Below are 16,111 nucleotides of genomic sequence, written 5' to 3' on the forward strand. Positions count from 1 at the left end.
GATCCCATGTCACGCCGCGCCATGAGGTGCGGCGCCGCATACTCACCCCCCGCAAAGGAGCATCAGCATGACCCAAGCCAACCAACTGCCCCGGGACCAGCGCCAGCGTTGCGAAGTCTGGACCCGCGTGATGGGCTATCACCGCCCGGTCGCCGCGTTCAATCCGGGCAAGCAGTCCGAGCATCGCGAGCGCTTGCACTTCACTGAAGCGGCGGCGCGGTGACCGCAGCACTTCGCGTCGGGGGGCTGGTCCCCCTGACCACACTGGATTTTCCCGACCATCTGGCCTGCGTGCTTTTTTGCCAAGGCTGCGGCTGGCGCTGTCGCTATTGCCACAACCCGCAGCTGATTCCCGCCTGTGGCAACGAAGAAAGGCCCTGGTCGGAGATTCTGGCGTTCCTCGAGCAACGCGTCGGCCTGCTCGAGGCGGTGGTGTTCAGCGGCGGCGAGCCAACCCTGCAGACCGCGCTGCCGGAGGCCATCGCCCAAGTGCGGGCGCTGGGCTACAAGGTCGGCCTGCACAGCGCCGGCATCAAGCCGAAGCTGTTCGCCGGTATCCTGCCGCTGGTGGACTGGGTCGGTTTCGACGTCAAGGCGCTGCCCGAGCAGAGCACGGCGATCACCGGCGTGGACGGCAGCGGCAAGGCCAACTGGAGGAGCCTCGAACACCTGCTGGAAAGCGGTGTCGAGCATGAATGCAGGACCACCGTGCACTGGCAGCTGTTCGATGCCGACAGCCTGTGGGACATGGCCCAGCGCCTGCGCCGTCTGGGTGTCGAACGCTTCGCCGTGCAATGCGTGCGCACCGCGCGCATGCTCGACGACAACCTTGCCGAGAGCCGCGCACCTTACGACCAGCAGCGGCTGTGGGAACGCCTGGATCGGCTGTTCCCGTCCTTCGTGTTGCGCGGTTAGTCGCAGGCGCTCCCTGCAGTCCCCGGCCCCGGGGCCGGGCTTGCTGATGTGAAGAAGGGGAGCGCGGGTGGGCTTGAGCCCACAATGAGCAGGCGGCTCACCAACCCCAGAACTGCAACCACCAGCCATAGCCCACCAGCGCGCAGCCGGCGTTGACGCAGGCGAACGCCAGCAACCGGCGCAGGCCGTTGCCGCCGTGGCGGCTGATGACGTTCCAGGCCAGATACAGACTCCACGCGATGGCGCCGATCAGCAGCGCGGCCCGAGCCGGTTGTGCCCAGGCCAGCAGAAAGCCCTCGTAGCGCAGCAGCTTCACCGTGGTGGCGGAAAGGCCGAGGAACAAGCCGGCACCGCCCAGCGGCACCAGCGCCAGCGCCAGGTGCTGGAACACATTGTCGCCACGGCGCATCACCCGCACGGCGGCGCGTAGCAGTAGCCACAGCGCGCCACCGACGAGCAATGAGGCGCCAAAGATATAGGTCAGGATCGCCGCACCATCGAGCCAGGTGAAAGCATCGTTGGCCTGCGGATAGTGGGTCAGCAGCCACCAGGGCGCGTTGGCTTCCAGCGGCCAGAAGATATCGCGATCCACCAGCCATTCCGCCGCGGCCTGCTTGAGGGCGATGAACCAGGGGCTGACCGTCCACTGGAACGCGCCCATGGCCAGGCCGATCATGCCGAACAGCAGCAGGGTGCTGTCCCAATGCTCGCCTTGCCGCTGGCCGCCGACGATGAGGATTTCCGCGTTCGGCGAGCGGGCGCTCAGCTGTACTGCGCCGCGCTGTCCGCTGCAGCGGCCGCAGGCATGGCAGTCGGCGTTGCCCTGCATGCGGCGAATGTCGATCAACGGCGCACAGTTGGGCGTCGGCAGGTGCGGTTCGCGGTTTTCCAGCCAGCGCTGCTCATCGACCTTGTAGTGCACCGGCGCCAGCCGGGCGAGCAGGGCGAACACGCCGCTGACCGGGCACAGATGGCGGCACCAGACGCGCTTGCCGCGGCCGTAGAGAAAGCCCACCAGCATCGCCGCGACGGTGGAGCCGCCGAGAATCAGCAGCGCCGCCTGAGCGTAGTCGTAGACGCTGATCAGCTGGCCATAGACGGTGGTGAGGATGAAGGCAATGGTCGGCCAGCCGCTCCAGCGCACCCAGCGCGGCGTGCGCTTGTTCAGCCCACGCCAGCTGATCCACTCGCTGAGTGAGCCCTCGGGGCAGAGTACGCCGCACCACAGGCGGCCGAAGAAGATCATCGACAGCAGCACGAAGGGCCACCACAGCCCCCAGAAGATGAACTGCGCCAGCACCGTCAGGTTGTCGAGCATGCCGGCCTGGGCCGGCGGCAGGTCGAGAAAGGCGGGAATCACCAGCAGCGTCAGGTAGAAGCCCACCACCAGCCACTGCAGCGTGCGGATGGCCTTCGCATGCTGGCGCAGCAGATCACCGAGTCGCGCCAGCCACGGCGCCTGGATGATCACGCCGGCCTCGCAGCGAGCTGCACCTGGGCCCGGGGTTTGAGCCAGGCCCATGCGGCGAGCCAGTACAAGGCGAGTGTCACCACCGCGGCCAGTGACGGCATGGCGCGGTACCCGGTGAGGCCGGCCAGGGTGCCACCGAGGGCGCTGCCGTCATCCAGCAGGGCGGAGGTGTCCCAGAGCGGATCGCCGAACACCGTATAGAACACTTCCGGTACATCCATGCCCATCAGCTGGCCGCTGAAGCGATCCAGCGCGGCCATCAGCAGGGCGCCACCGAGCAGCAGCAACATCACCTCGCTGACCTGGAAGAAACGCCGCCAGCTGAAGTAACGGCTGCCAGCCTGCAGCGCGGCATAGCTGAGCAGGGCGAGGACAAAGCCCAGAACTCCGCCGATGACGAAGCCGGTGAGTTCCTGGCCCTGCTGCTGGTTGCCGATGCCGTAGAGGAACACCACCGTCTCGCTGCCTTCGCGCCCGACGGCGAGCATGGCCAGCACCAGCAGGCCGAAGCCGCTGCCCTGGCTGAGCTTGTCCGCCGCGCTGTTCTGCAGGCTGGTCTTCAGGGTCCGGCCGTGCTGGTGCATCCAGCCGACCATGTGCAGGATCAGCAGGCTGGCTACCAGCAGCATCGCGCACTGGAACCATTCGCCACCGCTGCCGGCCAGCCAGTCTCCGGCCTGCAGCACGCCCCAGCCCAGCGCGCCGGCCAGGCCGAGCCCGGCGGCGACGCCGGCCCAGAGCATGCGCAGGGCGTTGCCGGCACCCGGTTGCTGACGCAGCCAGGCATGCAGGATGCCGATGACCAGCAGGGCCTCGACGCTTTCGCGCCAGACGATGAACATGGATTGGCCCATGGGGTTCTCCTCGGAAAAACTACTTGGCGATGATCTCGCCTTCGGGAAGATCCATATGGAATTCGTCGAAGAACGGGTAGCGGCCCGGCTTCAACGGATGGATCACGACGAAGGAGGTCACACCCGGTGACAGCACCTTCTCGACGCGCAACGGTGTGCTCTCGAACTCGGTCGGTCCGCTGCCGGCGTTGTGCACGATGATCTTGAAGCGCTGACGGGCCGGGACTTCGATGGTTGCCGGCTCGAAGTGGCCGTCACGGATGGTCAGCTCGTAGGTCGGCAGCGCGGCGTGCACCGGGCCCGCAAGCCCGGCCAGCAGGGGCAGCACGCCGAGCAGCGAACGCCCGGCGCGGCCCATCAGTAGCCCCCTTTCTTGCCGATGCCGGCGTAGGTGAACTCGTAGTTCAGCTCGCAGCCTTCGAACCAGGGGGCGACGCCGGTTTCCTTGTCGGTGTGGCGACCGAACATGTTGTGCCCCGAGCCTGGCGGCAGGATCTTGTAGGTCAGCTGGTACTTGCCGGGGCCGAGCAGCTTGACGTTGTCACCGTAGTGCGGCCCGTCGTTGGCGACCATCGGGTGGAAGTCGCCTTCGACGACCTCGTCGGAACCCTTCTTGCGCAGCGTGTAGTGGATGCTCAGGTAGGGCACGAAGCTGCCTTCCTGCCAGCCGTTGCGGTTGTCCTCGGTGGCGCTGATGTCGGCCTCGAGATGCACGTCGGACTCGGCGGCGGCGCGCATCATGCCCGGCGGGTCCATATCGACCGGCTGCAGGTACACCGCGCCGACCTCCATGCCACCGCAGTGCTGCGGTTCGCCGATGGGGTATTCCTTCGCCTGGGCGAGCGGGGTGAGCAGCAGGGACGTGATGGCGAGTGTGGCGGGGATGCGCATTGGGGAAGCCTCCGGAAAAGCAGAATAGGACGGAGTGAAGATTGCATCTGCGCTTCCGAATGATAATGATTCGCGTCAATTTCCCAAGAAATATTTTGTTGCCGGTGGTCGTATGCAAGCCCGTATGCAGTTGCAGACCGCTCTCCGTGGGCGTCGGCGGACTGCTGCGACCGGTCGTCACAGGGGCGTCGTAGCACTGGTCCCTGCCGTGTCGAAGCCCTGGCGGCGCGAACCGTCGCCGGGGGAATCCTCTAAGATGGGGCACCTTTCGTTTCCGGGGACTTCATGCAACCGCCCGTAGCTCTCGATGCCCGCACCGCGCGAATCCTGCCGTGGCTGGTGGCCATCGCCTTCTTCATGCAGACGCTGGACGGCACCATTCTCAATACCGCGCTGCCGGCCATGGCCCGCGACCTGGCCGAGAACCCGCTGCGCATGCAGGGTGTGGTGATCGCCTACATGCTTACGGTGGCGTTGTTGATTCCGGCATCGGGCTGGATTGCCGATCGCTTCGGCAGTCGGCGGATCTTTGTCGCAGCCATCGTGCTGTTCTCCCTGGGTTCGCTGCTCTGCGCGCTGTCCACCAGCTTCAACCAGCTCGTCGCATCCCGCGTGCTGCAGGCGCTGGGCGGCGCGCTGATGCTGCCGGTGGGGCGGCTGGTTGTGCTGCGCGCCTTTCCGCGCAGCGACTTCGTACGGATCATGGCCTTCATCGCGTTGCCGGGGCTGGTCGGGCCGTTGCTCGGTCCGACCCTGGGCGGCTGGCTGGTGGAGTACGCCTCCTGGCACTGGATCTTCCTGATCAATCTTCCGGTGGGTGTGATCGGTTGTATTGCCGCGTTGCGCTTCATGCCGGACCTCAAGGGGCCGGAGCGGGTGCGTTTCGATACCCTGGGTTTCGTGCTGTTCGGTGTCGCGATGGTGCTGATCACCATTGCCCTGGAAGGGCTCGGTGAGATGCACATGCCGCATGCGCGGGTGACGTTACTGCTGTTCGGCGGTGCCGCCTGCATGGCTGCCTACTGGCTGCGTGCCGGGCGCATCGAGGCGCCACTGTTCAGCCCCAAGCTGTTCCATACCCGCAGCTTCGCGGTCGGCATCTTCGGCAACCTGTTCGCGCGCCTGGGCGGCGGCGCTCTGCCGTTCCTGGTGCCGCTGCTGCTGCAGGTGGCGTTGGGCTATTCGCCGGCGCAGGCGGGCATGAGCATGATCCCGCTTGCGCTCGGCGCGATGGCGGTGAAATCCCTGGCCAAGCCGATCATCGACCGCCTCGGCTATCGCCGCCTGCTGATCGGCAACACCTTGCTGCTCGGCGGCCTGATCGCCAGCCTGGCGACCATCGGCACGCAGACGCCGACCTGGCTGCTGCTGGTGCATCTCGGGCTGATCGGCATGGTCAACTCCATGCAGTTCACCGCGATGAACACGGTCACCCTGATCGGCCTCAGCCATGCCGATGCCAGCAGCGGCAACAGCCTGCTGTCGGTGGTGGTGCAGCTGTCGATGAGCCTTGGTGTCGCCACCGCCGGCGCGCTGCTCGGTGGCTTCACCGTGGAGGGTGCGGCGGGCAGCGAGGTGCTGCACGCTTTCCAGCTGACCTTCCTCTGCGTGGGTGCCATGGCCATGCTCGCGGCCGCGCTGTTTCTGCAGCTGGAGCCCCGCGACCCTGGTCACGGCGATGACTCCCGGCGCGCGGTTGACGTGGCCGAATAGGGCGGCTGCTTGCGACCTGTAAGCTTTGTCGACAGGTCGCTCAGCCGCCCTGCGTAGCGCTCCCCGCAGACTTGATCGCGATGGCTATTGCGCCACCGCGAACCCGCTGCATTTGTTTACCTGTTCAAGTAAACATTATCGACCTGTCGTATAAGGCTACATATCGTCGCGGCTCTGGACTGGCATTCTGCCGTTATGGAAGGAGCGAAGGAATGAATGGGTTGAGCCTGGCCTGGCTGCTGATCGGAGGGTCGCTGTGCAGCGTGATGGTGCTGCTGGTTTTGCTATGGCTGCTGTGGCTGGAACGCAGGAGCCAGCGCTGCGAGCTCACGGTGTTGCGTGAACTGCTCGACGGCCTCGGGCAGGTGATCGTGCGGCTGGAGAAGGACAAGGCCGAGCTGACATCGGGGTTGCGCGCGGAAAAAGCCCACGTCGCCCAGTTGCGTCGGCAAATCGAGCTGCTGCGGCACTGAAATTTGTTGTTAGTACGAACATATTGCTTCGAAAGCTTGATGTGTACGGCTATGATGCGCTCCTGTTTGTTATAAAAACTACAATCTTGGAGGTTTCATGCATCCCCGGGTCGTCGAAGTCACCGAGCGCCTGATCGAGCGCAGCCGTCCGACGCGCGAGGCCTATCTCGCCATGATTCGCGCCGCCGCGAGCGCCGGGCCGGCCCGCAACGCGGCGCAGTGCGCCAACTTCGCCCATGGTGTCGCCGGCTGTGGCGCGAAGGACAAGCAGCGCCTGCGGCTGCCTGATGCGGCCAACGTGGCCATCGTCACCGCCTACAACGACATGCTTTCGGCGCACCAGCCCTACGAGGACTACCCGGAGCGCCTGCGCCAGGCGCTGCGCGAGATCGGCTCGGTGGGTCAGGTGGCCGGCGGCGTGCCGGCGATGTGTGATGGCGTTACCCAGGGCGAGCCGGGCATGGAGCTGGCCATTGCCAGCCGCGAGGTGATCGCCATGAGCACGGCGGTGGCGCTGTCGCACAACCTGTTCGACGCCGCGCTGCTGCTCGGCATCTGCGACAAGATCGTGCCTGGCCTGCTGATCGGTGCGCTGCGCTTCGGTCATCTGCCGGCGCTGTTCGTGCCGGCCGGGCCGATGCCCTCCGGCCTGGCCAACAAGGACAAGGCCGCGGTGCGCCAGCGTTACGCCGAAGGCAAGGCTGGCCGCGACGAGCTGCTCGCTGCCGAGATGCAGGCCTATCACAGCCCTGGCACCTGTACCTTCTATGGCACCGCCAACACCAATCAGATGCTGATGGAAGTGATGGGCCTGCACCTGCCGGGCTCGTCCTTCGTCAATCCCGGGACGCCATTGCGCGATGCGCTGACCATCGAGGCGGCGCGCCAGGTCACGCGGCTCACGCCTCAGGGGGGCTGCCACACGCCCCTCGGCGAGCTGGTCGACGAGCGCGTGCTGGTCAACGCCGTGGTTGCGCTGCATGCCACCGGCGGCTCTACCAACCACACCCTGCACATGCCGGCCATCGCCCAGGCGGCGGGCATTCAGCTGACCTGGCAGGACATGGCCGACCTCTCCGAAGTGGTGCCGACGCTGGCCCGCGTCTATCCCAACGGCTCGGCGGACATCAATCACTTCCATGCCGCTGGCGGTGTCGCGTTGCTGGTGCGCGAGCTGCTCGACGCCGGCCTGCTGCACGACGATGTGCATACCGTGATGGGGCGAGGCCTGCATCGCTATACCCAGGAGCCCTTCCTCGAAGATGGCAGGCTGACCTGGCGTGAAGGGGCTGCGCAAAGCCTTGACGACAGCATCCTGCGCCCCGTGGCGCGGCCGTTCTCCGCCGAGGGCGGATTGCGGCTGATGAGCGGCAACCTCGGGCGCGGGGTGATGAAGGTGTCCGCCGTGGCGCCGGAACATCGCGTGGTCGAGGCGCCGGCGCGGATCTTCTCCGATCAGCTGGAGCTGGTGGAGGCGTTCAAGGCCGGCGAGCTGGAGCGTGATTTCGTCGCCGTGGTGCGATTCCAGGGACCGCGCGCCAATGGCATGCCCGAGCTGCACAAGCTGACGCCTTATCTCGGCGTGCTGCAGGACCGCGGCTTCAAGGTCGCGCTGGTCACCGACGGGCGCATGTCCGGCGCGTCGGGCAAGGTGCCGGCGGCGATCCATGTATGCCCGGAGGCGATCGATGGCGGGCCGCTGGCGCGGCTGCGCGATGGCGATCTGTTGCGCGTAGACGGCCAGGGCGGCGTGCTCGAGGTGCTGGTGGATGCCGCCGAGCTGGCCGATCGCTTGCCGGCAGCGGCGCCGGCAACGGGCGTGCAGGGTTGCGGCCGCGAGCTGTTCGGCTTCATGCGGGCGGCGTTCAGTTCGGCGGAACAGGGTGCCAGTGTGTTCACCGCCGGGCTGGAGGTGCTGCGATGAGGCTGGCGCTGGTCGGTGACATCGGAGGGACCAACGCGCGCTTCGCGCTCTGGCGTAACGCCCGGCTGGAAGCGGTGCGCGTGCTGGCGACGGCGGATTTCGCCACGCCCGAGCTGGCGGTCGAGTACTACCTGGCGTCGCTCGGTCTTGCGCCGGGCAGCGTCGGTGCGGCCTGCCTGGCATGTGCCGGGCCGGTCAAGGGCGAGCAGTTCGTGTTCACCAACAACCACTGGCGGTTGGGGCGCAGGGATTTCTGTGGTGCCCTGCAGCTGGACGAGCTGCTGCTGATCAACGACTTCGCGGCCATGGCGCTGGGTATGACCCGGGTCGCCGAAGCGCAGCGGCGCATCATCTGCAATGGGGTCGCGGAGACGGGCGCGCCGGCGCTGGTGATCGGGCCCGGCACCGGGCTTGGCGTGGCCACGCTGCTGCCGCTGGCAGGCGGCGGCTGGCAGGCGCTGCCGGGAGAGGGTGGGCATGTCGACCTGCCGTTGGCGGATGTCTACGAGGCGGCGCTGTGGCAGCAGCTGTTCGCCGGACTCGGCCATGTGCGCGCCGAGGATGTGCTCAGTGGCGGCGGCCTGCTGCTGCTGTACCGCGCGCTCTGCCTGCTGCACGACCAGGCGCCGCGGCTGGCATCGCCGGCCGAGGTCACGGCGGCAGCGCTGGCCGGCGATACGCTGGCAGCGGCGACCCTGGAACAGTTCTGCGTGTGGCTCGGTCGCGTGGCTGGCAACAACGTGCTGACCCTGGGCGCGCGCGCGGGCGTGTATATCGTCGGTGGTGTGGTGCCGCGCTTTGCCGATTTCTTCGCCGCCAGCGGCTTCGCCCGTGGCTTTGCCAGCAAGGGCTGCATGAGCGCTTATCTCGCCGACGTGCCGGTGTGGCTGGTGACCGCGGAATATCCGGGGCTCGAAGGTGCCGGAGTGGCGCTGGAGCAGGCCCTGGCGTGCGTGCCTGGCTAGCGCGGCCGATATCCATGATGTTGTTGGAGCAACATCATGGAGCGGTGCGTGGTTCCTTCCGGGGCTGCGTGCTCCGCATCATGGCGGGATTGCCGATGCCCGAGCGGTCGGGCTGGCGGCGTCAGCTCGGCTCCTCGTCCGCCGGATAACGGCTGGCGTTGAGACTTTCCTTCACCTTGCGCAGGTGCGGCTGGAAATCCACGCCGCGGCGCAGGGTCATGCCAGTGGCGAGCACGTCGAGCACCGTCAGCTGGATGATGCGCGAGGTCATCGGCATGTAGATGTCGGTGTCCTCGGGCAGTGGAATGTTCAGGCTCAGCGTGCTGGCCTGGGCCAGCGGCGAGCCGGCGGCGGTCAGGCCGAGTACCGAGGCGCCGTTCTGGCGCGCGATGCGCGCCACTTCCACCAGCTCGCGGGTACGCCCGGTGTAGGAAATGATCACGAACAGCTCGCCCGTGTGCGCTACCGACGCCAGCATGCGCTGCATCAGCACGTCCGAATGGGCGGTCACCGCCAGGTTGAAGCGGAAGAACTTGTGCTGTGCATCCAGCGCCACCGAGGCCGAGGCGCCGAGGCCGAAAAAGTGGATCTGGCGGGCCTGGATCATCAGGTCCACGGCGCGGCTGACCAGTTGCGGGTCGAGGCTCTGGCAGGCGCTGTCCAGCGAGGCGATGGCCGAGCCGAAGATCTTGCGCGTGTATTCCGCCGGGCCGTCGTCGGGCTCTACCGCCTGGCTGACATAGGCGGCGCCGCTGGCCAGGCTCTGCGCCAGCTGCATCTTCAGTTCCGGGTAGCCGCTAACGCCGAACGAGCGGCAGAAGCGATTCACCGTCGGCTCGCTGACCTGTGCGGTCTGCGCCAGGGCGGCGATGCTGAAGCGGGTGGCCTGCTGAGGGTTGCGCAGGATGACTTCGGCCACCTTGCGCTCGGCCTTGTTGAGGTCTTCGATGCGACGCTGGATCTGCTCGAGCAGGTTGTGTACGCGGTCCATGACGATCCTGATGCGGCGGGTCAGAGGTGCCCTATGCTACTGAGCGGGCTGCGGAGCGACTACCGGAATCTCCTTTTCTGGCTAAATGTTGTTTTTATTACTACATCATCCTTGAATAAACGCGGCTTCGCGTGTATTCATAGTGCAGTGTTAGTAGAAGAACAAACATCATGACGCCATTATCTGTCGAACCCTGCACCCTGGCGCTGTTCGGCGCCCTCGGTGATCTGGCCTTGCGCAAGCTGTTTCCCGCGCTCTATCAGCTCGACCGTGCCGGCCTGCTGCCGGCGGACACCCGCATTCTCGGCCTCGCCCGCGACGGCGGCGAGCCGGCTTCGCATCTGGCGCTGATCGCCGAGCACCTGCGTCGCCATGTGGCCGAGCGCGAACTCGAGGAAAGCGTTCTGCAGCGTTTCCTGGCCCGTCTGGACTACCTGAGCATGGAGTTCGGCCGCCGCGAGGATTACGCCGCGCTGGCGGACAAGGCCGGCCAGGCCGAACGTATCGTCGCCTTCTTCGCCACGCCGGCTTCCGTCTACGGTGCGATCTGCGCCGGGCTGGCGGAGTCGGGGTTGGCCGAGCGCACCCGCGTCGTGCTGGAAAAGCCCATCGGCCATGACCTGGGGTCGTCCCGCGAGGTGAATGACGCGGTGGCGCGTTTCTTCCCGGAAGACCGGACCTATCGCATCGATCATTACCTGGGCAAGGACACGGTGCAGAACCTCATCGCCCTGCGCTTTGCCAACAGCCTGTTCGAGACGCAGTGGAACCAGAACCACATTTCCCATGTGGAGATCACCGTCGCCGAAACCGTCGGCATCGAGGGCCGCTGGGGCTACTTCGACCAAGCCGGCCAGCTGCGCGACATGATCCAGAACCACCTGCTGCAGCTGCTCTGCCTGATCGCCATGGACCCGCCCAGCGACCTCTCGGCCGACAGCATCCGCGACGAGAAGGTCAAGGTGCTCAAGGCGCTGGCGCCGATTGCGCCGGAGCACCTCGGTCAGCAATTGGTGCGCGGCCAGTACGTGGCTGGCAGCATCCTCGGGCGCCAGGTGCCGGGCTATCTGGAGGAGGAAAACTCCAACACCCAGAGCGACACCGAGACCTTCGTCGCCCTGCGGGCCGAGATCTGCAACTGGCGCTGGGCGGGTGTGCCCTTCTATCTGCGGACCGGCAAGCGCATGCCGCAGAAGCTGTCGCAGATCGTCATCCACTTCAAGGCGCCGCCGCATTACATCTTCGCCCCCGAGCAGCGCCAGCTGATCGGCAACAAGCTGATCATCCGCCTGCAGCCGCAGGAGGGCATCTCGCTGCTGGTGATGACCAAGGACCAGGGCCTGGACAAGGGCATGCAGCTGCGCAGCGGCCCGCTGCAGCTGAACTTCTCGGAAACCTACAAGAGCCCGCGCATCCCCGACGCCTACGAGCGTCTGCTGCTGGAAGTGATGAAGGGCAACCAGAACCTCTTCGTGCGCAAGGACGAAATCGAATACGCCTGGAAGTGGTGCGACCAGCTGATCGACGGCTGGCAACGCGTCGGCGCGCCTCCCAAACCCTACGCAGCAGGCAGCTGGGGACCGGCTGCCTCGATTGCCCTGATCAGCCGTGACGGCAGGAGTTGGTATGACGATCTCTAATCTCGATCTGCCTGTGCAGACCCTCGGTTTCAGCCTCGGCAACGCCGACCAGCTGGCGGGCGAACTGGCGCTGACGGTGAGCAACGCCCTGCGCAGTGCGATCGCCGAGCGCGGTGCGGCGACCCTGGTAGTGTCCGGCGGCCGCAGCCCGATCGCCTTCTTCGAGCGCCTGGCGCAGCAGGAGCTGGATTGGGCCAAGGTCACCATCAGCCTCGCCGACGAGCGTTGGGTGCCGGTCAGCCATTCCGACAGCAACGAAGGCCTGTTGCGCCGCCATCTGTTGCAGGGCCCGGCCGCTGCGGCGCGCCTGGTTGGCTTGTACCAGAGCGCGGCAAGCCTGGAGCAGGCCGCCGAACGCGCCGACGCCGTATTGGCCGAACTGCCGCCGATCGACGTGCTGGTGCTGGGCATGGGCGAGGACGGCCACACCGCCTCGCTGTTCCCTGACAGCCCGAACCTGGAAGCAGCGCTCGACCCGCGTGGTGCGCGGCGCTGCCTGCCGATGCAGGCGACGAGCGTACCGCGCCAGCGCCTGAGCATGTCCCTGGCGCTGCTGGCCAGCGCGCGGCTGACCCTGCTCGCCCTGCACGGCCCGGGCAAGCTGGCCACGCTCAACCAGGCCCTGGCCGGCGAATCCTACGAAGCGATGCCGATCCGCGCCTTCCTCGCCCGTCCCCTCGAAATCTACTGGTGCCCCTGAGGCCGCAAGGAATCTTCCATGACATCTACCCAAACCCGCGCCGTCAGCATGACCGACAAGATCGCCCTGATCGACCAGTGGTGCAGTGCCGCGCGCATCCTCCCGGTGATCACCATCGGGCGAGAGGCGGACATCCTGCCGCTGGCCGACGCCCTGGCCGCCGGTGGCCTCAAGGTGCTGGAAATCACCCTGCGCTCGGCGCTGGGCCTGAGTGCCATCCGCCTGCTGCGCGAGCAGCGCCCCGAGCTGATCGTCGGTGCCGGCACCGTGCTGGATGCCGCCATGCTGGCCGAGGCCGAGGCCGCTGGTGCGCAATTCATCGTCTCTCCGGGCAGCACCGCCGAGCTGCTGGATGCCGCTCTACAAAGTCCATTGCCACTGCTGCCGGGCGTGGCCAGCGCTTCGGAAATCATGCTCGGCTACACCCTGGGTTACCGCCGCTTCAAGCTGTTCCCGGCCGAGGTCTGTGGCGGCGTCGCCGCGCTCAAGGCCTTGGGAGGGCCGTTCGGCAATATCCGTTTCTGTCCGACCGGTGGCGTCAACGCGCGCAACGCCAGGGACTACCTGGCGCAGTCCAACGTGATGTGTGTCGGCGGCACCTGGATGGTCGATGCCAAGGCCGTGCGTGCCGGCGACTGGGACGCCATCGAAAGCGCCACGCGCCAGGCCCTGCAGGCGCTGGACAGCGCAGCGCCTGCCGAACTGCCGCGCGACTTCGATCTGCGTGCCGAGCGCGCCGAACAGCGCGAGCTGTAATCCGTCCGACCCCGTCGCGGTGGGCGTGGGGCCTGCCGCGATCATCCCGATTCGCTACCTGGAGGTTCCATGACTACCGCGCGCCCGCTTGCCGAGCTGTTTCCCCGTCTCGATGAGATTCCCGCTGCCTACCAACCGGATGCACCGGTCGAGCAGCGCGACTATCTGCTCGATGGCGAGCTGCGGCAGTGGCACGGCCCGCTGGCCGAAGTGCGCAGCCCGGTGTTCCTGCGCGAGGCGGACGGCAGCGAGCGCCAGGTCGTACTAGGCAGCACGCCGCTGCTGGATGCCGACGCTGCGCTCGAGGCGCTGGATGCGGCGGTCGCGGCGTACGACAACGGCCGCGGCGCCTGGCCGACCATGCGCGTGGCCGAGCGTATCGCCCATGTCGAGGCCTTCCTGGCGCGTATGCGCGAGCAGCGCGAGGCGGTGGTCAAATTGCTGATGTGGGAGATCGGCAAGAACCTCAAGGATTCGGAGAAGGAATTCGACCGCACCTGCGACTACATCGTCGACACCATCCATGCGCTGAAGGAACTGGACCGCAGCTCCAGCCGCTTCGAGCTGGAGCAGGGCACCCTCGGGCAGATCCGCCGCGTGCCCATGGGCGTGGCGCTGTGCATGGGGCCGTACAACTACCCGCTGAACGAAACCTTCACCACGCTGATCCCGGCGCTGATCATGGGCAACACCGTAGTGTTCAAACCGGCCAAGTTCGGCGTACTGCTGATCCGCCCGCTGCTCGAGGCCTTCCGCGACAGCTTCCCGGCCGGGGTCATCAACGTCATCTACGGCCGCGGTCGCGAGACGGTCAGCGCGCTGATGGCCAGCGGCAAGGTCGACGTGTTCGCCTTTATCGGCACGCACAAGGGCGCGGCCGACCTGAAGAAACTGCACCCGCGTCCGCACCGCCTGCGCGCCGCGCTGGGGCTGGATGCGAAGAACCCGGGCATCGTCCTGCCGCAGGTCGATCTCGACAATGCCGTGGAGGAGGCGGTGACCGGCGCGCTGTCGTTCAACGGCCAGCGCTGCACCGCACTGAAGATCCTCTTCGTGCATGAGGCGGTGCTCGATGGCTTCCTCGAACGCTTCGCTGCGCGGGTCAACGCGCTCAAGGCGGGCATGCCCTGGGAGCCGGGCGTGGCGCTGACGCCGCTGCCGGAGCCGGGCAAGACCGATTACCTGCATGCGGTGCTGGAAGACGCCGTGGGCAAGGGCGCGCGGGTGATCAACGCCGGCGGCGGCGAGTCGCACCAGACCTTTTTCCAGCCGGCAGTGCTGAGCCCGGTGGATTCGTCCATGCGTGTCTATCACGAAGAGCAGTTCGGCCCGCTGGTGCCGGTGGTGCCCTACCGCGACCTGCAGGAGGTGATCGACTACGTCACCGCCTCCGACTACGGCCAGCAGCTGTCGATCTTCGGCAACGACCCGGCGCAGGTAGGCCGGCTGGTGGATGCTTTCGTCAACCAGGTCGGGCGCATCAACATCAACGCCCAGTGCCAGCGCGGACCGGACAGCTATCCGTTCAACGGTCGCAAGAATTCCGCCGAGGGCACGCTGTCGGTACATGACGCCCTGCGCGTGTTCTCCATCCGTACCCTGGTGGCGACGCGCTTCAACGAGGCCAACAAGGAGCTGGTCGACCGGATCATTCGTGACCGCCAGTCGAGCTTCCTGACCACCGACTACATCTTCTGACGGAGCGCCACGATGGCCGCACCCGTGCTCGCCCAGCCGCTGTTGCTGGGCATGATGCGCCTGCTGGAATACCCCGAGCTGGGTGAGCCCCAGGCGTTGCTGGGCTTTATCGAGCGCTGTGTGGAGCGCGGGCTGAACGGCTTCGACCATGCCGACATCTATGCCGGCGGGCAATGCGAGGCGCACTTCGGTGCGGCCCTGCGCCAGGCACCGGGACTGCGCCAGCGCCTGCAGATCATCGGCAAGGCCGATATCGTGCCGGCGGGACAGGACTGCTCGCGCTGGCGGGTCAAGCACTACGACTCGAGTGCCGGTTACCTGCGCCGGGCGGTGGACGACAGCCTGGCGCGGCTGGGCGTGGAACGACTCGATGGTTTCCTGTTGCATCGCCCGGACCCGCTGCTGCAGGTCGACGAGGTGGCCGAGACGCTGAACGGACTGGTCGCCAGCGGCAAGGTCGGCTGGGTGGGGCTGTCCAACGCCGGCATCCTGCATTGCCAGGCACTGGCGCAGTGCGTGCCGCTGCGCTGCAACCAGATCGAGCTGTCACTGCAGGCCCAGCACTGGGTGTGGGATGGCAGCCTGCATGCGTTGCAGACAGCCGGCCTGCAGGCGCTGGCCTGGTCGCCCATGGGCGGTGGACGCTTCGGTGAGCGCTTGTGCAGCGCACTCAGTGAGGTCGCCGCCGATGTGGGCGCCACGGCCAATCAGGTGGCGCTGGCCTGGCTGCGGCAGCTGCCCGGCCGGCCGTTGCCGATCCTCGGCAGCCTGCGCTGGGAGCGGATCGAGGAGGCGCTGCTGGGCGCCGAACTGGAGCTGGACCGTCCCGCCTGGTTCTACCTGAGCGAAGCGGCCCGCGGGCATGAGGTGGCCTGAGCAGGGACATCTGTCCGCTATCCGAGGTGGAAAATGCTTTGCAGTTTTCCACCCTACGCGGGACTCGTAGGGCGGATGACGCTTCACCCATCCACCGCAGGCATCTCCGATGGTTCGGCATATCCTCGCTTAGGAACGCTACTGATCAACGGGCGCTGTGAGTGGTCCAAAACGGTGCGCGACTGTGCTAGGGTCGCATCCGCCGCGGGACGACCCGGGGCGTGTCGAATCATGCGGGGACGGC

The 16,111-nt window shown here is 66.9% G+C and carries 16 protein-coding genes; 11 read left to right on the plus strand and 5 right to left on the minus strand.

The window, feature by feature from the left end:
• Positions 1–67 precede the first annotated feature (67 nt).
• Complete coding sequence (gene nrdD / locus P5703_RS02700) at positions 68–223, plus strand: anaerobic ribonucleoside-triphosphate reductase (RefSeq protein WP_014597667.1); 156 nt, start codon at positions 68–70, stop codon at positions 221–223.
• Positions 220–915 (plus strand): anaerobic ribonucleoside-triphosphate reductase activating protein, encoded by a 696-nt coding sequence (locus P5703_RS02705; RefSeq protein ID WP_013983965.1) that lies wholly within the window; start codon positions 220–222, stop codon positions 913–915. The genes nrdD and P5703_RS02705 overlap by 4 nt, the downstream gene beginning before the upstream one ends.
• A 97-nt stretch (positions 916–1,012) precedes the next feature.
• On the opposite strand, the gene P5703_RS02710 is transcribed toward P5703_RS02705, so the two are convergent.
• The 4 genes from P5703_RS02710 to P5703_RS02725 are packed head-to-tail and all read right to left on the minus strand — an operon-like array spanning position 1,013 to position 4,131.
• A complete protein-coding gene (locus tag P5703_RS02710; protein ID WP_014597666.1) occupies positions 1,013–2,386 on the minus strand; it encodes a 4Fe-4S binding protein in 1,374 nt (457 codons plus the stop codon).
• Entirely contained in the window at positions 2,383–3,240 is an 858-nt protein-coding gene (locus P5703_RS02715) for an FTR1 family iron permease (protein ID WP_014597665.1), read from the minus strand. The genes P5703_RS02710 and P5703_RS02715 overlap by 4 nt, the downstream gene beginning before the upstream one ends.
• A gap of 19 nt (positions 3,241–3,259) precedes the next feature.
• The gene (locus P5703_RS02720; protein ID WP_014597664.1) at positions 3,260–3,598 is read right to left on the minus strand and encodes a cupredoxin domain-containing protein; all 339 of its coding nucleotides are present in this window, start codon (positions 3,596–3,598) and stop codon (positions 3,260–3,262) included.
• Positions 3,598–4,131 (minus strand): iron transporter, encoded by a 534-nt coding sequence (locus P5703_RS02725; RefSeq protein WP_014597663.1) that lies wholly within the window; start codon positions 4,129–4,131, stop codon positions 3,598–3,600. The genes P5703_RS02720 and P5703_RS02725 overlap by 1 nt, the downstream gene beginning before the upstream one ends.
• 285 nt (positions 4,132–4,416) lie before the next feature.
• On the opposite strand from P5703_RS02725, the gene mdtD reads away from it, so the two are divergent.
• From mdtD to P5703_RS02745, 4 genes are all read left to right on the plus strand, one after another.
• Positions 4,417–5,844, plus strand: a complete 1,428-nt coding sequence (gene mdtD / locus P5703_RS02730; protein ID WP_125919274.1) for a multidrug transporter subunit MdtD — start codon at positions 4,417–4,419, stop codon at positions 5,842–5,844.
• A 212-nt stretch (positions 5,845–6,056) separates the two neighbouring features.
• Positions 6,057–6,317 (plus strand): hypothetical protein, encoded by a 261-nt coding sequence (locus tag P5703_RS02735; protein WP_019407057.1) that lies wholly within the window; start codon positions 6,057–6,059, stop codon positions 6,315–6,317.
• A 97-nt stretch (positions 6,318–6,414) separates the two neighbouring features.
• Positions 6,415–8,241, plus strand: coding sequence for a phosphogluconate dehydratase (edd, locus tag P5703_RS02740; protein WP_020306020.1), 1,827 nt, complete (start codon positions 6,415–6,417; stop codon positions 8,239–8,241).
• Positions 8,238–9,206, plus strand: a complete 969-nt coding sequence (locus tag P5703_RS02745) for a glucokinase (protein ID WP_279641568.1) — start codon at positions 8,238–8,240, stop codon at positions 9,204–9,206. Before edd ends, P5703_RS02745 begins: the two co-directional genes overlap by 4 nt.
• A gap of 121 nt (positions 9,207–9,327) precedes the next feature.
• Here P5703_RS02745 and P5703_RS02750 read toward each other — a convergent pair whose 3' ends face one another.
• Entirely contained in the window at positions 9,328–10,197 is an 870-nt protein-coding gene (locus P5703_RS02750) for a MurR/RpiR family transcriptional regulator (protein WP_013983959.1), read from the minus strand.
• Positions 10,198–10,367: 170 nt separating this feature from the next.
• On the opposite strand from P5703_RS02750, the gene zwf reads away from it, so the two are divergent.
• The 5 genes from zwf to P5703_RS02775 all read left to right on the plus strand — a co-directional run bounded on the left by zwf (position 10,368) and on the right by P5703_RS02775 (position 15,867).
• Positions 10,368–11,837 (plus strand): glucose-6-phosphate dehydrogenase, encoded by a 1,470-nt coding sequence (gene zwf, locus P5703_RS02755; protein ID WP_279641569.1) that lies wholly within the window; start codon positions 10,368–10,370, stop codon positions 11,835–11,837.
• Entirely contained in the window at positions 11,824–12,537 is a 714-nt protein-coding gene (gene pgl, locus P5703_RS02760; RefSeq protein ID WP_102838600.1) for a 6-phosphogluconolactonase, read from the plus strand. Before zwf ends, pgl begins: the two co-directional genes overlap by 14 nt.
• A gap of 18 nt (positions 12,538–12,555) precedes the next feature.
• A complete protein-coding gene (locus tag P5703_RS02765; RefSeq protein ID WP_125856453.1) occupies positions 12,556–13,293 on the plus strand; it encodes a bifunctional 4-hydroxy-2-oxoglutarate aldolase/2-dehydro-3-deoxy-phosphogluconate aldolase in 738 nt (245 codons plus the stop codon).
• A gap of 69 nt (positions 13,294–13,362) precedes the next feature.
• Positions 13,363–14,991: an NADP-dependent glyceraldehyde-3-phosphate dehydrogenase gene (locus P5703_RS02770; RefSeq protein WP_125856454.1), complete on the plus strand. Its 1,629-nt coding sequence runs from the start codon at positions 13,363–13,365 to the stop codon at positions 14,989–14,991.
• 12 nt (positions 14,992–15,003) lie between these two features.
• Complete coding sequence (locus P5703_RS02775; protein ID WP_125856455.1) at positions 15,004–15,867, plus strand: aldo/keto reductase; 864 nt, start codon at positions 15,004–15,006, stop codon at positions 15,865–15,867.
• The last annotated feature ends 244 nt before the right edge of the window (positions 15,868–16,111 follow it).

Source organism: Stutzerimonas sp. FeSN7, assembly GCF_030263795.1.
Classification (GTDB): Bacteria; Pseudomonadota; Gammaproteobacteria; order Pseudomonadales; family Pseudomonadaceae; genus Stutzerimonas; species Stutzerimonas stutzeri.